Source organism: Erwinia mallotivora (assembly GCF_000590885.1).
GTDB classification, from domain to species: Bacteria; Pseudomonadota; Gammaproteobacteria; order Enterobacterales; family Enterobacteriaceae; genus Erwinia; species Erwinia mallotivora.
Genome location: NZ_JFHN01000051.1, coordinates 1 through 16,683 on the forward strand (window position 1 = coordinate 1; position 16,683 = coordinate 16,683).

At 56.2% G+C, this 16,683-nt stretch carries 16 protein-coding genes; 7 read left to right on the forward strand and 9 right to left on the reverse strand.

What is annotated here, in order from left to right:
- The coding region (locus BG55_RS11870; RefSeq protein ID WP_034937928.1) for a YbfB/YjiJ family MFS transporter at positions 1 to 787 on the reverse strand (787 nt) is incomplete at its 3' end.
- 128 nt (positions 788 to 915) lie between these two features.
- Between BG55_RS11870 and ptrR the strand changes: the two genes are divergently transcribed.
- The 3 genes from ptrR to fghA all read left to right on the forward strand — a co-directional run bounded on the left by ptrR (position 916) and on the right by fghA (position 3,927).
- Positions 916 to 1,815, forward strand: a complete 900-nt coding sequence (ptrR, locus tag BG55_RS11875) for a putrescine utilization regulator PtrR (protein ID WP_034937931.1) — start codon at positions 916 to 918, stop codon at positions 1,813 to 1,815.
- A gap of 132 nt (positions 1,816 to 1,947) precedes the next feature.
- On the forward strand, positions 1,948 to 3,072 hold the full coding sequence (locus tag BG55_RS11880; protein ID WP_034937933.1) for an S-(hydroxymethyl)glutathione dehydrogenase/class III alcohol dehydrogenase: 1,125 nt from the start codon (positions 1,948 to 1,950) through the stop codon (positions 3,070 to 3,072).
- A gap of 12 nt (positions 3,073 to 3,084) precedes the next feature.
- Positions 3,085 to 3,927 (forward strand): S-formylglutathione hydrolase, encoded by an 843-nt coding sequence (gene fghA, locus BG55_RS11885; RefSeq protein ID WP_034937935.1) that lies wholly within the window; start codon positions 3,085 to 3,087, stop codon positions 3,925 to 3,927.
- Between the two features lie 65 nt (positions 3,928 to 3,992).
- On the opposite strand, the gene BG55_RS11890 is transcribed toward fghA, so the two are convergent.
- The 4 genes from BG55_RS11890 to yieE form a co-directional block, all read right to left on the reverse strand.
- Complete coding sequence (locus BG55_RS11890; RefSeq protein WP_034937936.1) at positions 3,993 to 4,778, reverse strand: ABC transporter ATP-binding protein; 786 nt, start codon at positions 4,776 to 4,778, stop codon at positions 3,993 to 3,995.
- Positions 4,778 to 5,860 carry a FecCD family ABC transporter permease gene (locus BG55_RS11895; RefSeq protein ID WP_034937938.1) on the reverse strand — a complete coding sequence of 361 codons (1,083 nt, stop codon included), beginning with the start codon at positions 5,858 to 5,860 and terminating at the stop codon, positions 4,778 to 4,780. The genes BG55_RS11890 and BG55_RS11895 overlap by 1 nt, the downstream gene beginning before the upstream one ends.
- A gap of 135 nt (positions 5,861 to 5,995) precedes the next feature.
- Positions 5,996 to 7,465 carry an amino acid permease gene (locus BG55_RS11900; RefSeq protein ID WP_034937939.1) on the reverse strand — a complete coding sequence of 490 codons (1,470 nt, stop codon included), beginning with the start codon at positions 7,463 to 7,465 and terminating at the stop codon, positions 5,996 to 5,998.
- A gap of 166 nt (positions 7,466 to 7,631) precedes the next feature.
- Positions 7,632 to 8,504, reverse strand: a complete 873-nt coding sequence (yieE, locus tag BG55_RS11905; protein WP_034937941.1) for a DNA-binding transcriptional regulator YeiE — start codon at positions 8,502 to 8,504, stop codon at positions 7,632 to 7,634.
- 118 nt (positions 8,505 to 8,622) lie between these two features.
- Between yieE and BG55_RS11910 the strand changes: the two genes are divergently transcribed.
- The 3 genes from BG55_RS11910 to BG55_RS11920 all read left to right on the forward strand — a co-directional run bounded on the left by BG55_RS11910 (position 8,623) and on the right by BG55_RS11920 (position 11,423).
- Positions 8,623 to 9,681, forward strand: a complete 1,059-nt coding sequence (locus BG55_RS11910; protein WP_034938048.1) for a YeiH family putative sulfate export transporter — start codon at positions 8,623 to 8,625, stop codon at positions 9,679 to 9,681.
- A 67-nt stretch (positions 9,682 to 9,748) separates the two neighbouring features.
- On the forward strand, positions 9,749 to 10,591 hold the full coding sequence (gene nfo / locus BG55_RS11915; protein ID WP_034937942.1) for a deoxyribonuclease IV: 843 nt from the start codon (positions 9,749 to 9,751) through the stop codon (positions 10,589 to 10,591).
- Positions 10,592 to 10,904: 313 nt separating this feature from the next.
- The gene (locus BG55_RS11920) at positions 10,905 to 11,423 is read left to right on the forward strand and encodes a hypothetical protein (RefSeq protein ID WP_152542761.1); all 519 of its coding nucleotides are present in this window, start codon (positions 10,905 to 10,907) and stop codon (positions 11,421 to 11,423) included.
- Between the two features lie 90 nt (positions 11,424 to 11,513).
- Here BG55_RS11920 and fruA read toward each other — a convergent pair whose 3' ends face one another.
- From fruA to BG55_RS21895, 4 genes are all read right to left on the reverse strand, one after another.
- The gene (gene fruA, locus BG55_RS11925) at positions 11,514 to 13,220 is read right to left on the reverse strand and encodes a PTS fructose transporter subunit IIBC (protein ID WP_034937944.1); all 1,707 of its coding nucleotides are present in this window, start codon (positions 13,218 to 13,220) and stop codon (positions 11,514 to 11,516) included.
- A gap of 15 nt (positions 13,221 to 13,235) precedes the next feature.
- Entirely contained in the window at positions 13,236 to 14,174 is a 939-nt protein-coding gene (gene fruK, locus BG55_RS11930; protein WP_034937946.1) for a 1-phosphofructokinase, read from the reverse strand.
- Entirely contained in the window at positions 14,171 to 15,304 is a 1,134-nt protein-coding gene (fruB, locus tag BG55_RS11935; protein ID WP_034937948.1) for a fused PTS fructose transporter subunit IIA/HPr protein, read from the reverse strand. Before fruB ends, fruK begins: the two co-directional genes overlap by 4 nt.
- Before the next feature lie 302 nt (positions 15,305 to 15,606).
- On the reverse strand, positions 15,607 to 15,861 hold the full coding sequence (locus tag BG55_RS21895; RefSeq protein WP_071995014.1) for a YkgJ family cysteine cluster protein: 255 nt from the start codon (positions 15,859 to 15,861) through the stop codon (positions 15,607 to 15,609).
- A gap of 191 nt (positions 15,862 to 16,052) precedes the next feature.
- On the opposite strand from BG55_RS21895, the gene yeiP reads away from it, so the two are divergent.
- The gene (yeiP, locus tag BG55_RS11940; RefSeq protein ID WP_034937950.1) at positions 16,053 to 16,625 is read left to right on the forward strand and encodes an elongation factor P-like protein YeiP; all 573 of its coding nucleotides are present in this window, start codon (positions 16,053 to 16,055) and stop codon (positions 16,623 to 16,625) included.
- Positions 16,626 to 16,683 lie beyond the last annotated feature (58 nt).

The following is a 16,683-nucleotide window of genomic DNA, read 5'->3' on the forward strand; positions in this document are numbered from 1 at the left end:
GGCTGGCGTGGCCAAGATGACGGGTGGCAATACCCAGCGCAATGCCGGCCACGGCAGCCCCGCCGAACAGGGGCCAGACAAACTGTGACAGCGGACTGTGCGGAAAGCGAGACAGCGCCAGCTGGGATAAAAAAGTGGCGGGCAGAATATAGCCAAATCCGGCGAGGCTGTAGCTCCAGACCAACCTCTTTAATGCCCCGCTGATTACCAGCGGTTCTGCTGCCGGGGCGTTACCATGCACCTCCCCTTTTGCCGGCAGGTATCGCATCACCGGCAGCAGCAGAATCAGCGCCAGCACCCCACAGGCAAACCACCCTTCGGCAGCGCTGACACCGTGGCGATGTAACATCCACGCCAGCATGCCACACAGCACAATCCCCGCTCCCGGTCCGGCAAACACCGCCGCACTCAGACCAGGACGGTGACCGAGACGTTCGTTGCTCCAGGCGGCCACCAGCACCAGTCCCCAACCGCTGGCCCAGCCTGCCAGAAAGCGAATCACCCCATGCAGCCAGGCCGCAGAGACGCAGGCTGACAGCAGCGTGAGCAACACGGTGCCGGCGATGCCCGCCAGCAGCCGCTGCTGAATATGGCGGCTGGCCCGCATCGCATCGTATGAGCCACAGAGATAGCCAAGGTAATTGCAGGCCGCCACCAGGGATGCGCTGGTCAGCGACAGCTGATGCTCATTGATCATCAGCGGCACCTGGGGAGTGAAGGCAAAACGTCCAATGCCCATCACCACCACCAGCGAAATAAATGCGCAAAGCGCCACACGTACAGCCATTACCGACTCCTTAATCCCGCACGGCAAAGCGCCCGAATGTCAAAGGTAAATGTTGCCAGTATGCTGCCTGAAGGTTAGACTCACGAAAAGTGAATAATAATAACCAGGTTATTTACAATAAGAGAATAATGGATCTGACCCAGTTAAAAATGTTCTGTACCGTTGCAGAGACCGGCTCGCTGGCGCGGGCGGCAGAGTTGCTGCATCGCGTGCCCTCCAATCTGACCACCCGCCTGCGCCAGCTGGAACAGGAGCTGGGCTCCGATCTGTTTATCCGTGAAAAGCAGCGCCTGCGCCTGTCACCGGTCGGGCACAATTTTCTTTGTTACGCCCAACGCATTCTGGCGCTGAGTGAAGAAGCGCTGAATATGACGCACAACGGCGAGCCTGGCGGTAACTTCGCGCTGGGTTCGATGGAGAGCACCGCCGCCGCCCGCCTGCCCGCGCTGCTGGCGGCCTATCATCAGCGCTACCCTGCCGTCGCGCTCTCGCTGGTCACCGGCACTTCTGGCGAAATCATTGAGCGGGTGCGCGCCGGTACGCTCTCCGCCGCGCTGGCCGATGGCCCGATTCTGGTCAATGAGCTGAACAGCTGCCAGGCCTTTAACGAACGCATGGTGCTGATTTCCAGCCAGGATCATCAGCCCATTGTGAAACCGGAAGATGCGGCCGGCGATACCCTGTTTGCTTTCCGGCCCAGCTGTTCATACCGCCTGCGTTTTGAAAACTGGTTCCGCAGCGCAGGCATTCAGCCTGGCACCTTTATGGAGATCCAGTCGTATCACGCGATGCTGGCCTGCGTAGCCAGTGGCGGTGGGCTGGCACTGTTGCCGGAATCGGTATTGCAGCAACTGCCCGCCGCCGGACAGGTTCGTCGTCACACGATACCGGAGGAGATCGGCCGCACCAGCACGTATCTCGTCTGGCGTCGCGATGCCTTTACACCAAATATTAAGGCACTGAAACACCTGATTATCGACCAGTCCGGGCAGGTCAGCGGAGACGATGAAATCGTCCATACTTATTAGCTTCAGAATCTGATCGGCAAAGCATGACGGTCGCTGTCTGAATTCCACCACGCAGTAAAAAGCTGGGGTTGGTCCATCAGACGCGGAGAGCCAGATAACCCTTAACACATTGATGTATAAGAGAGAGAAACGATGCAAATGATTAAGACGCGCGCTGCGGTGGCCTGGGCTGCCGGTGAACCGCTGAAAATTGAAGAAGTGGATTTGATGCCGCCGCAAAAAGGCGAAGTGCTGGTACGTATTGTCGCCACCGGCGTTTGCCATACCGATGCCTATACCCTGTCTGGCAAAGATCCGGAAGGCGTGTTCCCGGCCATTCTCGGCCATGAAGGCGGCGGTATCGTCGAAGCAGTGGGTGAAGGCGTCACCAGCGTAGCGGTCGGGGATCATGTTATTCCGCTGTACACCCCGGAATGCGGCAAATGTAAATTCTGTCTGTCAGGTAAAACCAATCTCTGTCAGGCGATCCGTGCCACCCAGGGTAAAGGTCTGATGCCGGATGGCACCACCCGTTTTTTCAAAGATGGCAAACCCATTTTCCACTACATGGGCACCTCTACCTTTTCTGAATACACGGTAATCCCGGAAATCTCGCTGGCAAAAATCAGCAAAGAAGCGCCGCTGGAAGAAGTCTGTCTGCTGGGCTGCGGCGTCACCACCGGCATGGGCGCGGTGATGAACACCGCCAAAGTGAAAGAAGGTGATACGGTCGCCATTTTTGGTCTGGGCGGTATCGGACTGTCGGCAATTATCGGCGCAAAAATGGCGAAGGCCGGGCGCATTATTGGTATCGACCTGAATACCAGTAAGTTCGATCTGGCAACGAAACTGGGCGCAACGGATCTGATTAACCCAAAAGATTACGATAAACCGATTCAGGAAGTGATTGTTGAAATGACCGATGGCGGCGTCGACTTCTCTTTTGAATGCATTGGCAATGTCAACGTGATGCGTTCGGCGCTGGAGTGCTGCCATAAAGGCTGGGGTGAGTCGGTGATTATTGGCGTCGCCGGAGCGGGCGAAGAAATTGCCACCCGCCCATTCCAGCTGGTAACCGGTCGGGTATGGCGCGGCTCGGCATTTGGCGGTGTGAAAGGCCGTTCGCAGCTGCCGGGGATCGTCCAGCGTTATCTTGACGGTGAATTCAGGCTGGACGATTTCATTACCCATACCCTGCCGCTGGAAGAGATTAATCAGGCCTTTGATTTAATGCATGAAGGCAAATCGATTCGCACCGTGGTGCATTACAACAAATAATCAGGAGGATTGATGGCAGCCACTCTGGAGCTACTGGAAGAACACCGTCTGTTTGGCGGCTGGCAACAGCGCTATCGCCACGCATCGGCCACGCTGAACTGTGCAATGACCTTCAGCATTTTCCTGCCCGGCCCGAAACGCGAGACGCCGCCGCCGGTCGTCTGGTGCCTTGCCGGGCTGACCTGTAACGATGAGAACTTTTCCGTTAAATCCGGTGCACAGCGGGTGGCGGCCGAGCTGGGACTGGTGCTGGTGATGCCGGATACCAGTCCACGCGGCGAAGGTGTGGCGGACGATCAGGGCTACGATTTGGGCCAGGGGGCGGGATTTTATCTCAACGCGACGCAAATGCCGTGGAAAACCCATTACCGTATGTATGACTACCTGCACGAGGAGTTGCCTGCGTTAATCGCCGGGAATTTCCACGTCAGCGATCGTCAGGCGATCATGGGCCACTCAATGGGCGGCCACGGTGCACTGGTGCTGGCACTGCGTAATCCGCAGCAATTCACCTCGGTGTCCGCCTTCGCTCCCATCGTCAATCCTGCTGAGGTGCCGTGGGGACAGAAAGCGTTTCGGGCCTATCTGGGAGAGGATGCAGAGCAGTGGCGTCAGTACGACAGCTGTTGGCTGATGCAGCAAACCTCAGCCCGACTTCCGATGCTGATTGACCAGGGTGACAGCGATCAGTTCCTCGCCGATCAGTTGCGCCCGGAGCTGCTGGAGACCATTGCCGGAGAGAAGGCGTATCCGCTGACCGTGCGTATCCAACCCGGTTATGGTCACAGCTACTTTTTTATCGCCAGCTTTGTGGAAGATCATTTGCGCTTTCACGCCCGCCATCTGCTGGCATAGCCTTTCGCCGTGCCGGAAGCCTGTCCGGCGCGGCGTAACCTTTTGAGCGCAGATGCCAGCGCCGATTAAAAGCCGGGTTCCGCCACCAGGCCGTCAATCAGTACCTGAGGCAACCCCTGGGAACAGTGCTCAATCCGCCCTCTGACACCATAGACTTTCGCCAGACTTTCCGGGGTGATCACTGCTTCCGGCAGGCCGTCGGCAATCAGCTCGCCGTTTTGCAGCATTAATACGTGCTCACCGTGGCGCAGGGCAATATTAATGTCATGCACCACCACCACGGTAATAATGTTGCGCTTACGGGTTTCGCGCCGCACCAAATCCATCACATGAAACTGATAATTTAAATCCAGCGCGCTGAGCGGTTCATCCAGCAACAACAGCTCCGGACGACGGATCAGCGACTGCGCCAGTCCGACCAGCTGTTTCTGACCGCCGGAGAGCTGGTCGAGAAAACTCATCGCCAGATGGGCAATCCCCAGCCTCTCCAGCAGATCCATCACTTCTGACTCGCTGGCGGCACTGTTGTGACCGCCCATTGCCCGCTGTGCCACAATGATTGACTCCAGCACATGCAGGTGAACCCCGGCAGGCAGTGATTGCGGCAGGTAAACCACTTTCTCCGCGCGACGGGCAAACGGCTGCGCCATCAGTTCACTGCCGTTTAACCACAGCTCGCCCTGCGCCCGGTTCAGCCCTGCCAGCGATCGCAGCAGGGTTGACTTGCCACAGCCATTGGGGCCAAGCAGCACGGTAATTTTGCCACGCGGCAGCAACGGCACATTGAGGTTGCTGATAATCTGGCGTTTCGGGTAACCGGCATTAAAGCCGCTGATTTTCAGTCCATCCATCAGACGTTCCCCCGGTGACGCAGAATAATACTCAGGAAGAACGGCACCCCCACCAGCGAGGTCACAATGCCTACCGGAATGATCACCCCCGGCACCAGGTTTTTAGACACCACCGACGCGAGCGACAGTACCAGCGCGCCGGTCAGCGCACTGGCGGGCAGGTAAAAACGGTGATCTTCACCAAACATCAGACGGGCGATGTGCGGGGCTACCAGGCCGATAAAACCAATTGGCCCGACAAAAGCCACCGCCAGCGCGGAAAGAATACTGATACGCAGCAGCGTTCCCAGCCGCAGACGGCGAACATCTATGCCAAAACTGACCGCACGGTCTTCGCCCAGACGCAGCGCCGTCAGCTTCCAGGCGCTCATCATTGACCACGGCACCAGTAGCGCAAACATCGCCGTCAGCACGCCCAGCTTCTGCCAGGAGGCGCGCGCCAGGCTGCCCATCGTCCAGAACACCAGCCCCTGAAGGGTGTCTTCGCTGGCGATGAACTGGATCATCGATACCAGCGCATTAAAGGTGAACACCAGCGCAATACCGAACAGCACCACGCCGGAGCTGGCAACGCGGGTCCAGCGCGTGACGCCATCCAGCATCAGCGCCGCGAACAGCGCAAAGACAAAAGCATTCGCCGAAATAAACCACTGATCGGGGATACCCGGAATACCGATGCCCAGCACAATAGCCAGGGCCGCACCAAAGGCCGCCGCAGAGGAGACCCCCAGCGTAAACGGGCTGGCCAGTGGGTTATTGAGGATGGTTTGCATCTCCGCACCCGCCAGGCCAAGAGACAGCCCCACCACCACCGCCATCAGCGCGTAAGGCAGACGAATATCCCAGACGATGACCCGACTACCGGCGTCCACACTCTCTGGTGACCACAAGGTCTGCCACAGCGTTGACAGAGATAAACCTGAAGGGCCGAGGGTGAAATCGAGCAGCAACGAAGCGAGAATGGCAATGACCAGCACACTCATCATCAACATGCGCTTGCGCAATACCTGATGATAGCGGCCCATCGCGCTGTCCTGTTCCATTCCGACAGCATTGCGCGTGGAGTCGTGGGTTAAACTCATCTTGATACCTGGCTTAAGAAAAAATCACGGCGGTAACATTAAAGGAAATGATAATAGTTATCAATAATCTTTGCCGGCAACTATTTTACCTGTAACCAATTAAAAGGCGCGGAAACCGCGCCTCTGATGACTCCCCTACTCCCTGAATTTCGGGAAGGTCATCTCACTGTATCTGATGAAGCGGGTTTTTTTGGTCAGTTTGTAACCCAACCAGATCGCCAGGAACAGCGGGATGCCGATATAGGTTGCCGCCACGCCGTACCAGTCAATCCTGTCAGCAAGAAACGCCTGATAATTCTGACCCAGCGTTATCGCCAGGCACAGGACAAAAGCAAAGACCGGCCCCAGCGGGAAGAAACGTGAGCAGTACGGCAAATCGGCAAGGTCCAGCCCCTGCGCCAGATAACCGCGACGGAAACGATAATGGCTGATGGCAATCCCCAGCCAGGCGATAAAACCGGTCATACCGGAGGTGTTAAGCAGCCAGAGGTAGACTGACTGATTGCCAAACAGCGAGGTCAGGAAGCAGAGTGCGGCCACGACGGTGGTGGCATACAGGGCATTGCGCGGCACGCCGCCCGCCGAAAGCCTGCCGAACATCTGTGGCGCTTTGCCTTCCTGCGCCAGGGTATAAAGCATCCGGGTACAGGCATACATGCCGGAGTTACCCGCTGACAGAACCGAGGTCAGGATCACCGCATTCATCACCGCCGCCGCTGAGAGCAGCCCGGCATGTTTAAATACCAGGGTGAACGGGCTGACGCTGATGTCTTTCACATCATTACGCAGCAGATCGGGATCGGTATAAGGGATGATCAGACTGACCACCAGGATCGCCAGCACGTAAAACAGCAGGATACGCCAGAATACCTGGCGCATGGAGCGGGGAATATTTTTCGCCGGATCTTCCGATTCCCCCGCCGCAATGCCTATCAGCTCGGTGCCCTGGAAGGAGAAACCCACTATCATCGCCACGCCAATCATCGCCGAGAATCCGCCAGCGAAGGGCGCATCACCAATCTGCCAGTTAGCCCAGCCCGCTACCGGCTGACTGCCGCGCAGGATGCCAGCGATCATCATCAGGCCGACCACGATAAAGATGATGACGGTGACCACTTTGATCAGCGAGAACCAGTATTCCGCCTCACCAAAACCCTTTACCGACAGATAGTTGAGCAGGAAAATCAGGCTGAGGAACAGGGCACTCCAGATCCAGCCCGACGTATCCGGGAACCACCAGGCCATCACCAGCTGCGAGGCGACCAGGTCCACCGCAATGGTTACCGCCCAGTTGTACCAGTAGTTCCAGCCCAACGCGAAGCCAAACCCCTCTTCAACATAACGTGAACCATAGGTGGAAAATGAACCGGAGACCGGCATAAATGCCGCCAGTTCGCCCAGGCTGGTCATCAGGAACCAGACCATCAGGCCGATAAGGATGTAGGAGAGTAGCGCACCACCAGGCCCTGCCTGCGAAATTGTCGCCCCGGATGCGACAAAAAGGCCGGTGCCTATCGAACCACCAATCGCAATCATCGTCAGATGACGCGCTTTTAACGCCCGGCGTAACCCAGGTTGTTGTGTTGTTATTTTGTCTTTAACCATCTTGAAATGCTGCACTCCGGCTGAAATAAGGCGCGATTGTAGCAAACTCTTTCGCAAACGTGAGTATTAACACTCTTGTTATAAGACAGCTTAATAATCGACACAAAATTATTAGCTTAAGCCTGATTCACCGTAGAAAGTCCGGGGTAATCAGCATATTAGCCCTTCACCTCGTTTCATTGCAGTAACTCAGAAAACGTAACAATGGCCTGGAGAGATGCTTCTGCCGGTGATGGATGCGGTACAGGGTACGGGTCAGTTTTGGCAGCGGCAACGGCACTTCCCGCAGCGTGCCGCTTTGCAACTGCTCCGCAATCACCCGTCGTGACAGACAGCTGATCCCGATGCCATGACGCACAGCATGTTTGATCGCTTCCGAGTTGCCCAGCTCCAGCGCCAGCCGGAAGGAAGAGAGGTGCGACAGTAAAAGATAATCAACGATTTCACGCGTACCTGAACCGCGTTCACGCAGGATCCACGGCTCGACCGCCAGGCTTTCCAGCGTCACCGGTCGTTGCAGAACAGGTGCATCCGGGGCGGCAAACACCACCAGTTCATCCTCCTGCCAGGCTTCGCTAATCACCTCAGTCATGTGACACGGTCCTTCAATCAGACCGATATCCACACGGAAATCCGCCACCGCATGGATAACATCCTGGCTGTTGCCCACGCTCAGTTCCAGAGGGAGATCGGGATAGTCCCGTCGCCATCCGGCTATCATCGCTGGCAGCATATAGTTACCGATGGTGCTGCTGGCATACACCCGCAGCGCCCCTTTATCTTCGCGAAACAGCTGTTCTATTTCTGCCGCCTGCTCCAGCAAACCCACCGCACGGGGGTAAAGCAGACGCCCATGTTCATTAACCACCAGCCGTTTGCCAACCCGGTCGAACAGCTGCACATTCAGCTGGTTTTCCAGATCGGCCAGCGCGGCACTGACCGCCGACTGGGAGAGAGAGAGAAGCAGAGCGGCCTGGGTCGTTGAGCCGCTTTTCAGCACTTCGCTGAACACCTCCAGTTGCCGCAGGGTAATGTGCATGGCGTCGCCTTTTCAGTTGCAGGACATATCAGTTATTCTGGTTGATTATAAATATATAATCAATTTCTCTTTTAAGCCATCACGGCTCATGCTGGCAACTCTTAACAGGAGTAATGCTATGGCCGATCTCACTTTTAGTCCCGACCAGCCTGGTCCGCTACGTTTTACCCCCGGTCTTCTGCTGTCGCTGCTGCTGGCCGGGGCTGCCGTCTGGCTGGGTAATCAGCCAGCCGTTGCCCGCCTGGGGCTGGGGGCACTCACGCTTGCCATTATTACCGGTATGGTGGTGGGTAATACTCTTTATCCGCGCTGGGCCGGGCGTTGTGATCCCGGCGTACAGCTTGCCAGACAGCGTCTGCTCAGGCTGGGCATTGTTCTTTATGGTTTCCGACTGACCATGCAACAGATTGCCAGTGTGGGGCCGAGCGGGGTGATCATTGACATCCTGACGCTCAGCTCCACCTTCCTGCTGGCAGTCTATCTGGGCCGACGCCTTTTCGGTCTCGACCGCGACACCAGCTGGCTGATTGGCGCAGGCAGTAGCATCTGCGGGGCGGCGGCCATCATGGCGACGGAGCCGGTTATCCGTGCGCAAGCCGCAAAAGTTACCGTTGCCATCGCCACCGTGGTGCTGTTTGGCACGCTGGGGATCTTTATCTATCCACTGCTGTGGCACGGGGCGACAGCCTGTTTCCCTGCGCTGACAGCCACTGAATGGGGAGTGTTTACCGGCTCCACCCTGCACGAAGTGGCACAGGTTGTCGCGGCGGGGCACGCGGTCAGCGCTGAAACCGAGAACGCGGCGGTGATTGCCAAAATGCTGCGGGTGATGATGCTGGCACCGTTTTTGTTACTGCTCAGCGTCAGGCTGAGAAACAACACAGGGCGCGCCGATCGCGCAGCGAACAGCATCACTTTTCCGTGGTTTGCGCTGATGTTTATTGCGGTGGCACTGTTCAACTCACTGCATCTGTTACCACAAAGTGTTATCAGCAGTCTGAACCAGCTGGACAACCTGTTGCTGGCAATGGCAATGGCGGCGCTGGGGCTCACCACCCGCTTCAGTTCGCTGAAGCAGGCCGGGCTGAAGCCTCTGCTGCTGGGGCTGGTGCTGTTTATCTGGCTGATGTTGGGCGGCGGGACAATTAACCTTGTGGTGCAACATTTGATGGCATGAGGTTGCGCCGTGCGGTTATCATTACCCGCTTGCGTCGCTGGATGCAGAACTCAACAGGAGAAACGGCATGAAATTTATCGGTGCCCACGTCAGTGCTGCCGGTGGCGTGGACCAGGCGGTGCTACGCGCCCATGAGCTGGAAGCAACAGCCTTTGCGCTTTTTACTAAAAACCAGCGCCAGTGGCGCGCTGCGCCGCTGACAAAAGAGGTGATTGCCGCTTTCCGCGCCGCCTGCGAAAAATATCACTTCAGCGCCGCGCAGATCCTGCCGCACGACTCTTACCTGATTAATCTGGGCCATCCGGTGGAAGAGGCGCTGGAAAAATCACGCGAAGCCTTTATTGATGAGATGAGCCGCTGTCAGCAGCTTGGCCTCTCCCTGCTGAATTTCCATCCCGGCAGTCATCTGCATCAGATTGATGAGGCAGCCTGCCTGCAACGTATTGCGGAGTCGATTAATATCGCGCTGGACCAAACGCAGGGGGTGACCGCGGTGATTGAAAACACCGCCGGTCAGGGCAGTAATCTTGGTTTCCGCTTTGAGCACCTGGCGGCAATCATTGCAGGCGTGGAGGACAAATCCCGCGTCGGCGTCTGTATCGATACCTGTCACGCTTTCGCGGGCGGTTACGACCTGCGCACCGAAGCGCAGTGCGAACAAACCTTTGCCGACTTCGACGAGATTGTCGGCTTTGACTATCTTCGCGGTATGCATCTGAATGATGCCAAAAGCGAGTTTGCCAGTCGCGTCGACCGCCACCACAGTCTGGGCGAAGGGAATATAGGCAAAACGGTGTTCAGCTGGCTGATGAAAGACAGCCGCTTTGATGGCATTCCGCTGATTCTGGAAACGGTTAATCCGGATATCTGGAAAGATGAGATTGCGTGGCTGAAATCCGAACAAGTTTAACCCCTGCTCAACGGCGCGGCGATTTATCCGCCGCCGCGCTGATGCTCATCGTTGCAGAGCGCAACCCGAATGCCCCGTTCACTCCTGCCCTTCTCCGACACGGTTGATGCGCATAAACAGCAGCTTAGTGCAGACACCGGTGCTGGCCGTTTTATCACTGCGCTTACCATTCAACATAACTCCTGCTTTTTATTCACAAAATTAACTTTTCAGCCAGAAAACCGTTGAGTTGCGGTTAATACGTTCCCTTCTACCATCACCCCGATTTGCAAACCCGCACTCCATTCGTTCATAACAGCCAGAGATGCTGAACGTGTTTAAAAAAACAGGCAGGACATTATTATGGCTGGCCGCTGCTTACCCGGTTGCCAGCCAGGCCGGTGAGTTAAACCTTTATTCAGTGAATACAGGTTCATTCGTCTACCACCTGACCGGCAATCATGGGCAGTACAATGAAAATTTTAATAACCGGTTTATTTCCGCAGAACGTAAATTTTCGGCAGACTCAAAATACAGTGCGCTGGTGGGAACGCTGAAAAACAGTTTTGACGATCGCTGTCTGTCGCTGGCGGTGCGCAGAGACTGGCAGGACTGGGATAATGGCTGGGTGTTTAAAGGCGTTTATGGCTATACCGGGGAATTCTTTTTTAAATCATTCAGCCACTGCGGCGATCGCGGTTCCTATCAGGCTTTTAAAAAAGCGACCGGGGTCGGTTTCTCGCCTTACCTTTACAACGGGATGCAATACAATTTTACCCGTCAGGTTGGCGTTGAAGCCGGAATGATATTTCCAACGGTATTTGCCATGAGCGTGCAGTGGAGTTTTCGCTGATCGATATAAAAAAAGCAGGTGCAGGAGGGTGACATTGATAACCGGGTCATCAGTCCCCTCCTGCACCTGCCTGTGGCAGGAAATACAATTTTATGCTTTTGCCAGTTCCGTTTCCGGACGTTTCAGTACCGCATAAGCCAGGCCCGCTACTGCCGTTCCTGCAATAATCGCCATCAGGTAACCGACCACCGGCGTGATAGCGCCTGGGATAAGCAGCACAAACAGACCACCGTGCGGTGCCATCAGTTTAGCGCCAATCGCCATGGAGATTGCACCGGTCAACGCACCGCCGACAATACAGCACGGCAGAACACGCATCGGGTCGCGGGCCGCAAAAGGAATCGCCCCTTCAGAGATAAAGCAGAGTCCCAGTACCAGCGCCGCTTTGCCGCCTTCCTGCTGACCTTTGTTGAATTTTTTACGCGCAACCAGGGTTGCCAGTCCCATCGCCAGCGGTGGCACCATGCCTGCCGCCATAATGGCTGCCATTGGCGCATAGGTTTGCGAACTCAGCAGGCCAACACCAAAAGCGTAAGCGACTTTATTCACCGGACCGCCCATATCGGTACACATCATGCCGCCAAGGATAGCACCCAGCAGAACCGCATTCGCTGTGCCCATATTAGCCAGCCAGTGAGTCAGCCCGGCCATGATTTTTGCCACTGGCGTACCAACAACGTAGATCATCAGCAGTCCGGTTATCAGACTGGCAAGCAGTGGGATAATCAGGATTGGCTTCAGCGCCTCCATACTCTGCGGCAGTTTGACCTTCGAGCTGATCAGTTTTGCAGCGTAACCGGCAATGAAACCGGCAATAATGCCACCGAGGAATCCGGCGTTAATACTGGTGGCGATCATCCCGCCAATCAGGCCAGGCGTCAGACCCGGACGGTCGGCAATTGAGAAGGCAATAAAGCCTGCCAGCACCGGCACCATCAGAGCAAATGCACTGCCACCGCCAATCTGCATCAGCGCCGCCGCCAGCGTTCCCGGCTCTTTAAAAGCCGTGATACCAAAGGCGAAAGAGAGGGCAATGCTCAGACCACCCGCCACCACCATCGGCAGCATGTAGGATACGCCGGTCAGCAGGTGACGATAGGCACCCGCTTTCTCTTTTTTCTCATCGCCCGCAGCGGCAGGCTGGCTACCGCCTTTGGGCTGATAAGGTTTGGCTTCGGCGACGGCTTTATCCAGCTCCTGCGCGGTTTTCTTCAGCGCCAGGCTGGTTGAGGTGCGATACATCGGTTTTCCGGCAAATTTAGCCAGGTCTACTTCAATATCCGCCGCCACGATCACCAGATCGGCCGCAGCCACTTCTTCCGGAGTAATGGCATTCCCTGCGCCCACTGAGCCACGGGTTTCCACTTTAACCCACCAGCCACGTTTTTTTGATTCGGTGTCAATGGCTTCTGCGGCCATAAAGGTGTGCGCGACGCCGGTAGGACAGGCGGTGACCGCCACAACACGCTTCGGCCCGGTGCCAGCGGCAGTTGCCGGGACGGCAGACGCCGAAGCGGAGGCAGCAGGAGCATGCCAGATTTTTGCGCCAGACTGCGCCTGCTCCAGTACGGCTTCCGGCTGACGCAGTAACTGCTCAATATCAGCCAGCCAGACGGCCTTGCCATCCAGCTTACCGTCAGCGGGGATCTGTTTCCCGGCAACGATAATCTGATCGGCTTCGGCCAGATTTTCCGTCAGCGTCAGCCCTTTACTGGCTGCCGTCGCGGTAATGATATTTTTTGCCAGATAGCCTGTTGCCAGCCCCAGCGAAGAATCAATTATCAGCAGCGTTTTCATTATGCTCTCCTGCTGTCAGTTAAAGGGTTGGAGGTCGACGCGCGCCATCATTGCGGCCAACTGGGTACGATCGGTAACACCTACGTTACTCTGGCTGACGGCCATCGCGGCCACAGCCGTTGCAAGACGCAGGGTGTGCTCGCTGGACTCGCGCATCAGCAGGCCATAAATCAACCCGCCAACCATCGAATCCCCGGCACCAACGGTGCTCACCACTTCACAAGCTGGTGGTCTGGCGATCCATTCACCTGAAGCGTTCACCCACAGCGCACCTTCTGCTCCCAGGGAGATCACCACATGAGCAATCCCCTGTTCGCGCAGCAAATGAGCGGCTTCAATCACATCCTGCAAAGTGGGAAGTTTACGACCGGCCCAGATTTCCAGCTCGCGGCGGTTAGGTTTTACCAGCCACGGCGCGGCTTTCAGACCGGCCACCAGCGCCTCACGGCTGCTGTCAAAAATGATGCACGGACAGTGCGTGCGCAGGGCGCTCATCCAGCGGGTGAAATCATCCGGATTTACGCCTTCCGGCAGGCTGCCGCTGACGCATACCATGTCAAACTGGCCCAGCCAGCTCAGCGAATCGGTACTGAAGCGTTCCCAGTCCTGCGCGGTGACGTTAAAACCAGAGAAGTTAAGATCGGTCACTTCACCATCTTTTTCCGTCAGTTTAACGTTGATGCGCGTCCGCCCTTCCACCACCTGAAAGCGGTTAGCAATGCCAAGATCGCTGAACAGATGTTGAAAACCGTCCTGATTCTCTTTGCCGAGAAAGCCACCCACCGTGACGTCAATGCCCAGGTCCTTCAGTACTTTGGCAACGTTGATCCCCTTTCCGGCAGCATGCAGGCCGGTGGTTTTCACCAGGTTAACTTCGCCACGCTCAATTTCCGGGGTATAGCCGACCAGGTCATATGCCGGGTTCAGCGTGATGGTTGCGACGCGTCTGCTCATGCCGCCCCCTCACCCAGGCCTGCGGCAATCGCTTCCCCAATCGCGTCCAGCGCGGCACGGGCATCTTCACCACTGGCAGTGAAACGCAGGCGATGGCCTTTTTTCACCCCCAGGGCCACCACTTTCATCAGGCTGCGGCCATTGGCAGGTTTACCGCTGCCATCGAGGTTAGTGACGGTAATTTCGGCATTAAACTGCTTGATCACGCTGACCAGTGCAGTGCCCGGACGGGCATGCAGACCATGCTCGTTGCGGATGGTGTACTCTTCGCTCAGCACATCGGCCTGTTCGGAGACTTCGCTGGTCAGCAAAGCCAGAATCCCGGCGGCATCGGCGCTGAGCAGACGGTCAGCCTGTTTTTTCAACAGTAAATCACTAAGGTAGTTCAGCACGTTCATTGGCTGATCGTCAGTTACAGCGACGGTGACCAGCAGCGCGGCCTGTTCTCCTTCCACCTCAAAGGGCGTGGCGCTGCGGCTGATGGCCACCGCACTGGCAAGGTTGCCTTCAGTGCTGTCGCTCAGCCAGATGCCCTGCCCAAGGTTCAGCGGGCGATGGCTGACCACACGGCTGACAAAGCTGGCGTCGACTGCGCCGGCCTGCTGCAAACGCCCGGCATTCAGCGCCTGTAACGTGATCAGATCGCTGGCGGCGACCTCTGTGGCAATCAGCGAGGTGTCGAATTTAAATTCACTGCCCTGCTTTTCGCCCATCAGCAAACTGCGCAACGTCTCTGCCGAATCCGTGTTTTTCAACTGCTCAGCCACGCTGTCATCGCTCAGTACGTGGGTCAGCTGACGTAGCAGCGCGAGATGCTCATCCGACTTCGCTGCGATGCCAATCACCACGTAAGCCGTCTGGTCATCACCCCAGTTGATGCCCTGCGGGAACTGAAACACCTGCACACCGGTATTCAACACCAGATCACGGGTGTCGGTGGTGCCGTGTGGGATTGCAATGCCGTTACCGAGATAGGTTGTCGTCTGCTGCTCACGGGCCAGCATTCCGTTCACATACCCTTCACCGACGTTACCCGCCGCAGTCAATGCTGCGGCGACCTGGCGGATGGCCTCTTCTTTATCTCCGGCGCTGGCACCGGGATGGATTGCGGACAGTTCAAGTTGGAACATAGTTCTCCTCGCTGCTGAAATTGAATCGTTTCAGCTAATTTGAGAAAAAAAGCGCGACCTGTATTTCAACGGACTGAACAGATAACGCTGAAACGTTTCAAGGATTCTGGTCTGCTGGCAGGAATGTCGCAAGTTTTAACGTCATCGACGTAGCAGATTTTTGAAGCGACGCACATTTTATCCGCTAATTTCAGAAAATGGCGCTTTACTCAACACGCAGGTTGCTGACGACGTGCTGACAGCAATGGCTTTTTCATCTTACGGGTCAGCAGGCGCTCATCAGCAACCGGGGAATCATCACCTTATGGCATGGTCTCTCTTTCCAGCTCCAGTAGCCAGGTTAAGGCCTCCTGCCGGCTACCCCGACACATCTCCGGCTCTGGCCTGAGGCCCGCACATACCGCAGGTCGCAGAGACGAGCCGAAAATTTTACAACGTTGCTGTTCATCCAGCTGGACACAGCGGGTATTCGCCGCTTTTCCCTCAGGCATACCGGGAAGAGGCGTTGAAATTGAAGGTGCAATGCAGCACGCGCCACAGGCAGAACGACACTCCATTTTTACCTCCCGATTACTTTTGCGCGACAATAGCAGCCAGCAGAATGGAATACCATCACTCTGTCGCGCTCTTTTTTCCTGACCGGAACGATCATTTACGCGGTTCTGAACAGCACAATCCTTGCCTGAAGCCATCAGCCAGAGTAAGTTGGCGCAATAATTTTACTGAGCCCATTGATTGAGACGTCAAAATGCCAAGAGCGAACGAAATAAAAAAAGGAATGGCGGTCAGCCACAACGGTAAGTTACTGTTAGTAAAAGATATTGATGTGCAAAGCCCCAGTGCCCGTGGGGCCTCCACCCTGTATAAAATGCGTTTCACCGATATTCGCACCGGCCTGAAAGTTGAGGAGCGTTTTAAAGGTGACGACATTCTGGACACCATTTCATTGAGCCGTCGTCAGGTGACCTTCTCTTATATTGATGGTGACGAATATGTTTTTATGGACGACGAAGATTACACCCCCTACGTATTCAAAAAAGAGCAGATTGAAGAGGAGCTGCTGTTTATTCCGGAGGGCGGTATTCCCGGCATTCAGGTGCTGACGATGGAAGGCCAGATTCTGGCGCTGGAGCTGCCTCAGACGCTGGATATGGAAATTATTGAAACCACGCCGGGCATCAAAGGGGCTTCCGCCAGCGCACGCACCAAGCCCGCCACCATGAGCACCGGCCTGGTTATTCAGGTGCCGGAATACCTCAGCAATGGTGATAAAATCCGCATCCATATTCCTGAGCGTCGTTATATGGGTCGCGCTGAATAATCTGCATTAAAAAACCGGTCTGTGCTGCTGCACGACCGGTTTTGTTATGTTATAACAA

Bases quoted from the DNA above. Each gene is read 5' to 3' on its own strand.
- ptrR (WP_034937931.1), top strand. From the start codon at position 916: ATGGATCTGACCCAGTTAAAAATGTTCTGTACCGTTGCAGAGACCGGC.
- BG55_RS11880 (WP_034937933.1), top strand. From the start codon at position 1,948: ATGCAAATGATTAAGACGCGCGCTGCGGTGGCCTGGGCTGCCGGTGAA.
- fghA (WP_034937935.1), top strand. From the start codon at position 3,085: ATGGCAGCCACTCTGGAGCTACTGGAAGAACACCGTCTGTTTGGCGGC.
- BG55_RS11890 (WP_034937936.1), bottom strand. From the start codon at position 4,778: ATGGATGGACTGAAAATCAGCGGCTTTAATGCCGGTTACCCGAAACGC.
- BG55_RS11895 (WP_034937938.1), bottom strand. From the start codon at position 5,860: ATGAGTTTAACCCACGACTCCACGCGCAATGCTGTCGGAATGGAACAG.
- BG55_RS11900 (WP_034937939.1), bottom strand. From the start codon at position 7,465: ATGGTTAAAGACAAAATAACAACACAACAACCTGGGTTACGCCGGGCG.
- yieE (WP_034937941.1), bottom strand. From the start codon at position 8,504: ATGCACATTACCCTGCGGCAACTGGAGGTGTTCAGCGAAGTGCTGAAA.
- BG55_RS11910 (WP_034938048.1), top strand. From the start codon at position 8,623: ATGGCCGATCTCACTTTTAGTCCCGACCAGCCTGGTCCGCTACGTTTT.
- nfo (WP_034937942.1), top strand. From the start codon at position 9,749: ATGAAATTTATCGGTGCCCACGTCAGTGCTGCCGGTGGCGTGGACCAG.
- fruA (WP_034937944.1), bottom strand. From the start codon at position 13,220: ATGAAAACGCTGCTGATAATTGATTCTTCGCTGGGGCTGGCAACAGGC.
- fruK (WP_034937946.1), bottom strand. From the start codon at position 14,174: ATGAGCAGACGCGTCGCAACCATCACGCTGAACCCGGCATATGACCTG.
- fruB (WP_034937948.1), bottom strand. From the start codon at position 15,304: ATGTTCCAACTTGAACTGTCCGCAATCCATCCCGGTGCCAGCGCCGGA.
- BG55_RS21895 (WP_071995014.1), bottom strand. From the start codon at position 15,861: ATGGAGTGTCGTTCTGCCTGTGGCGCGTGCTGCATTGCACCTTCAATT.
- yeiP (WP_034937950.1), top strand. From the start codon at position 16,053: ATGCCAAGAGCGAACGAAATAAAAAAAGGAATGGCGGTCAGCCACAAC.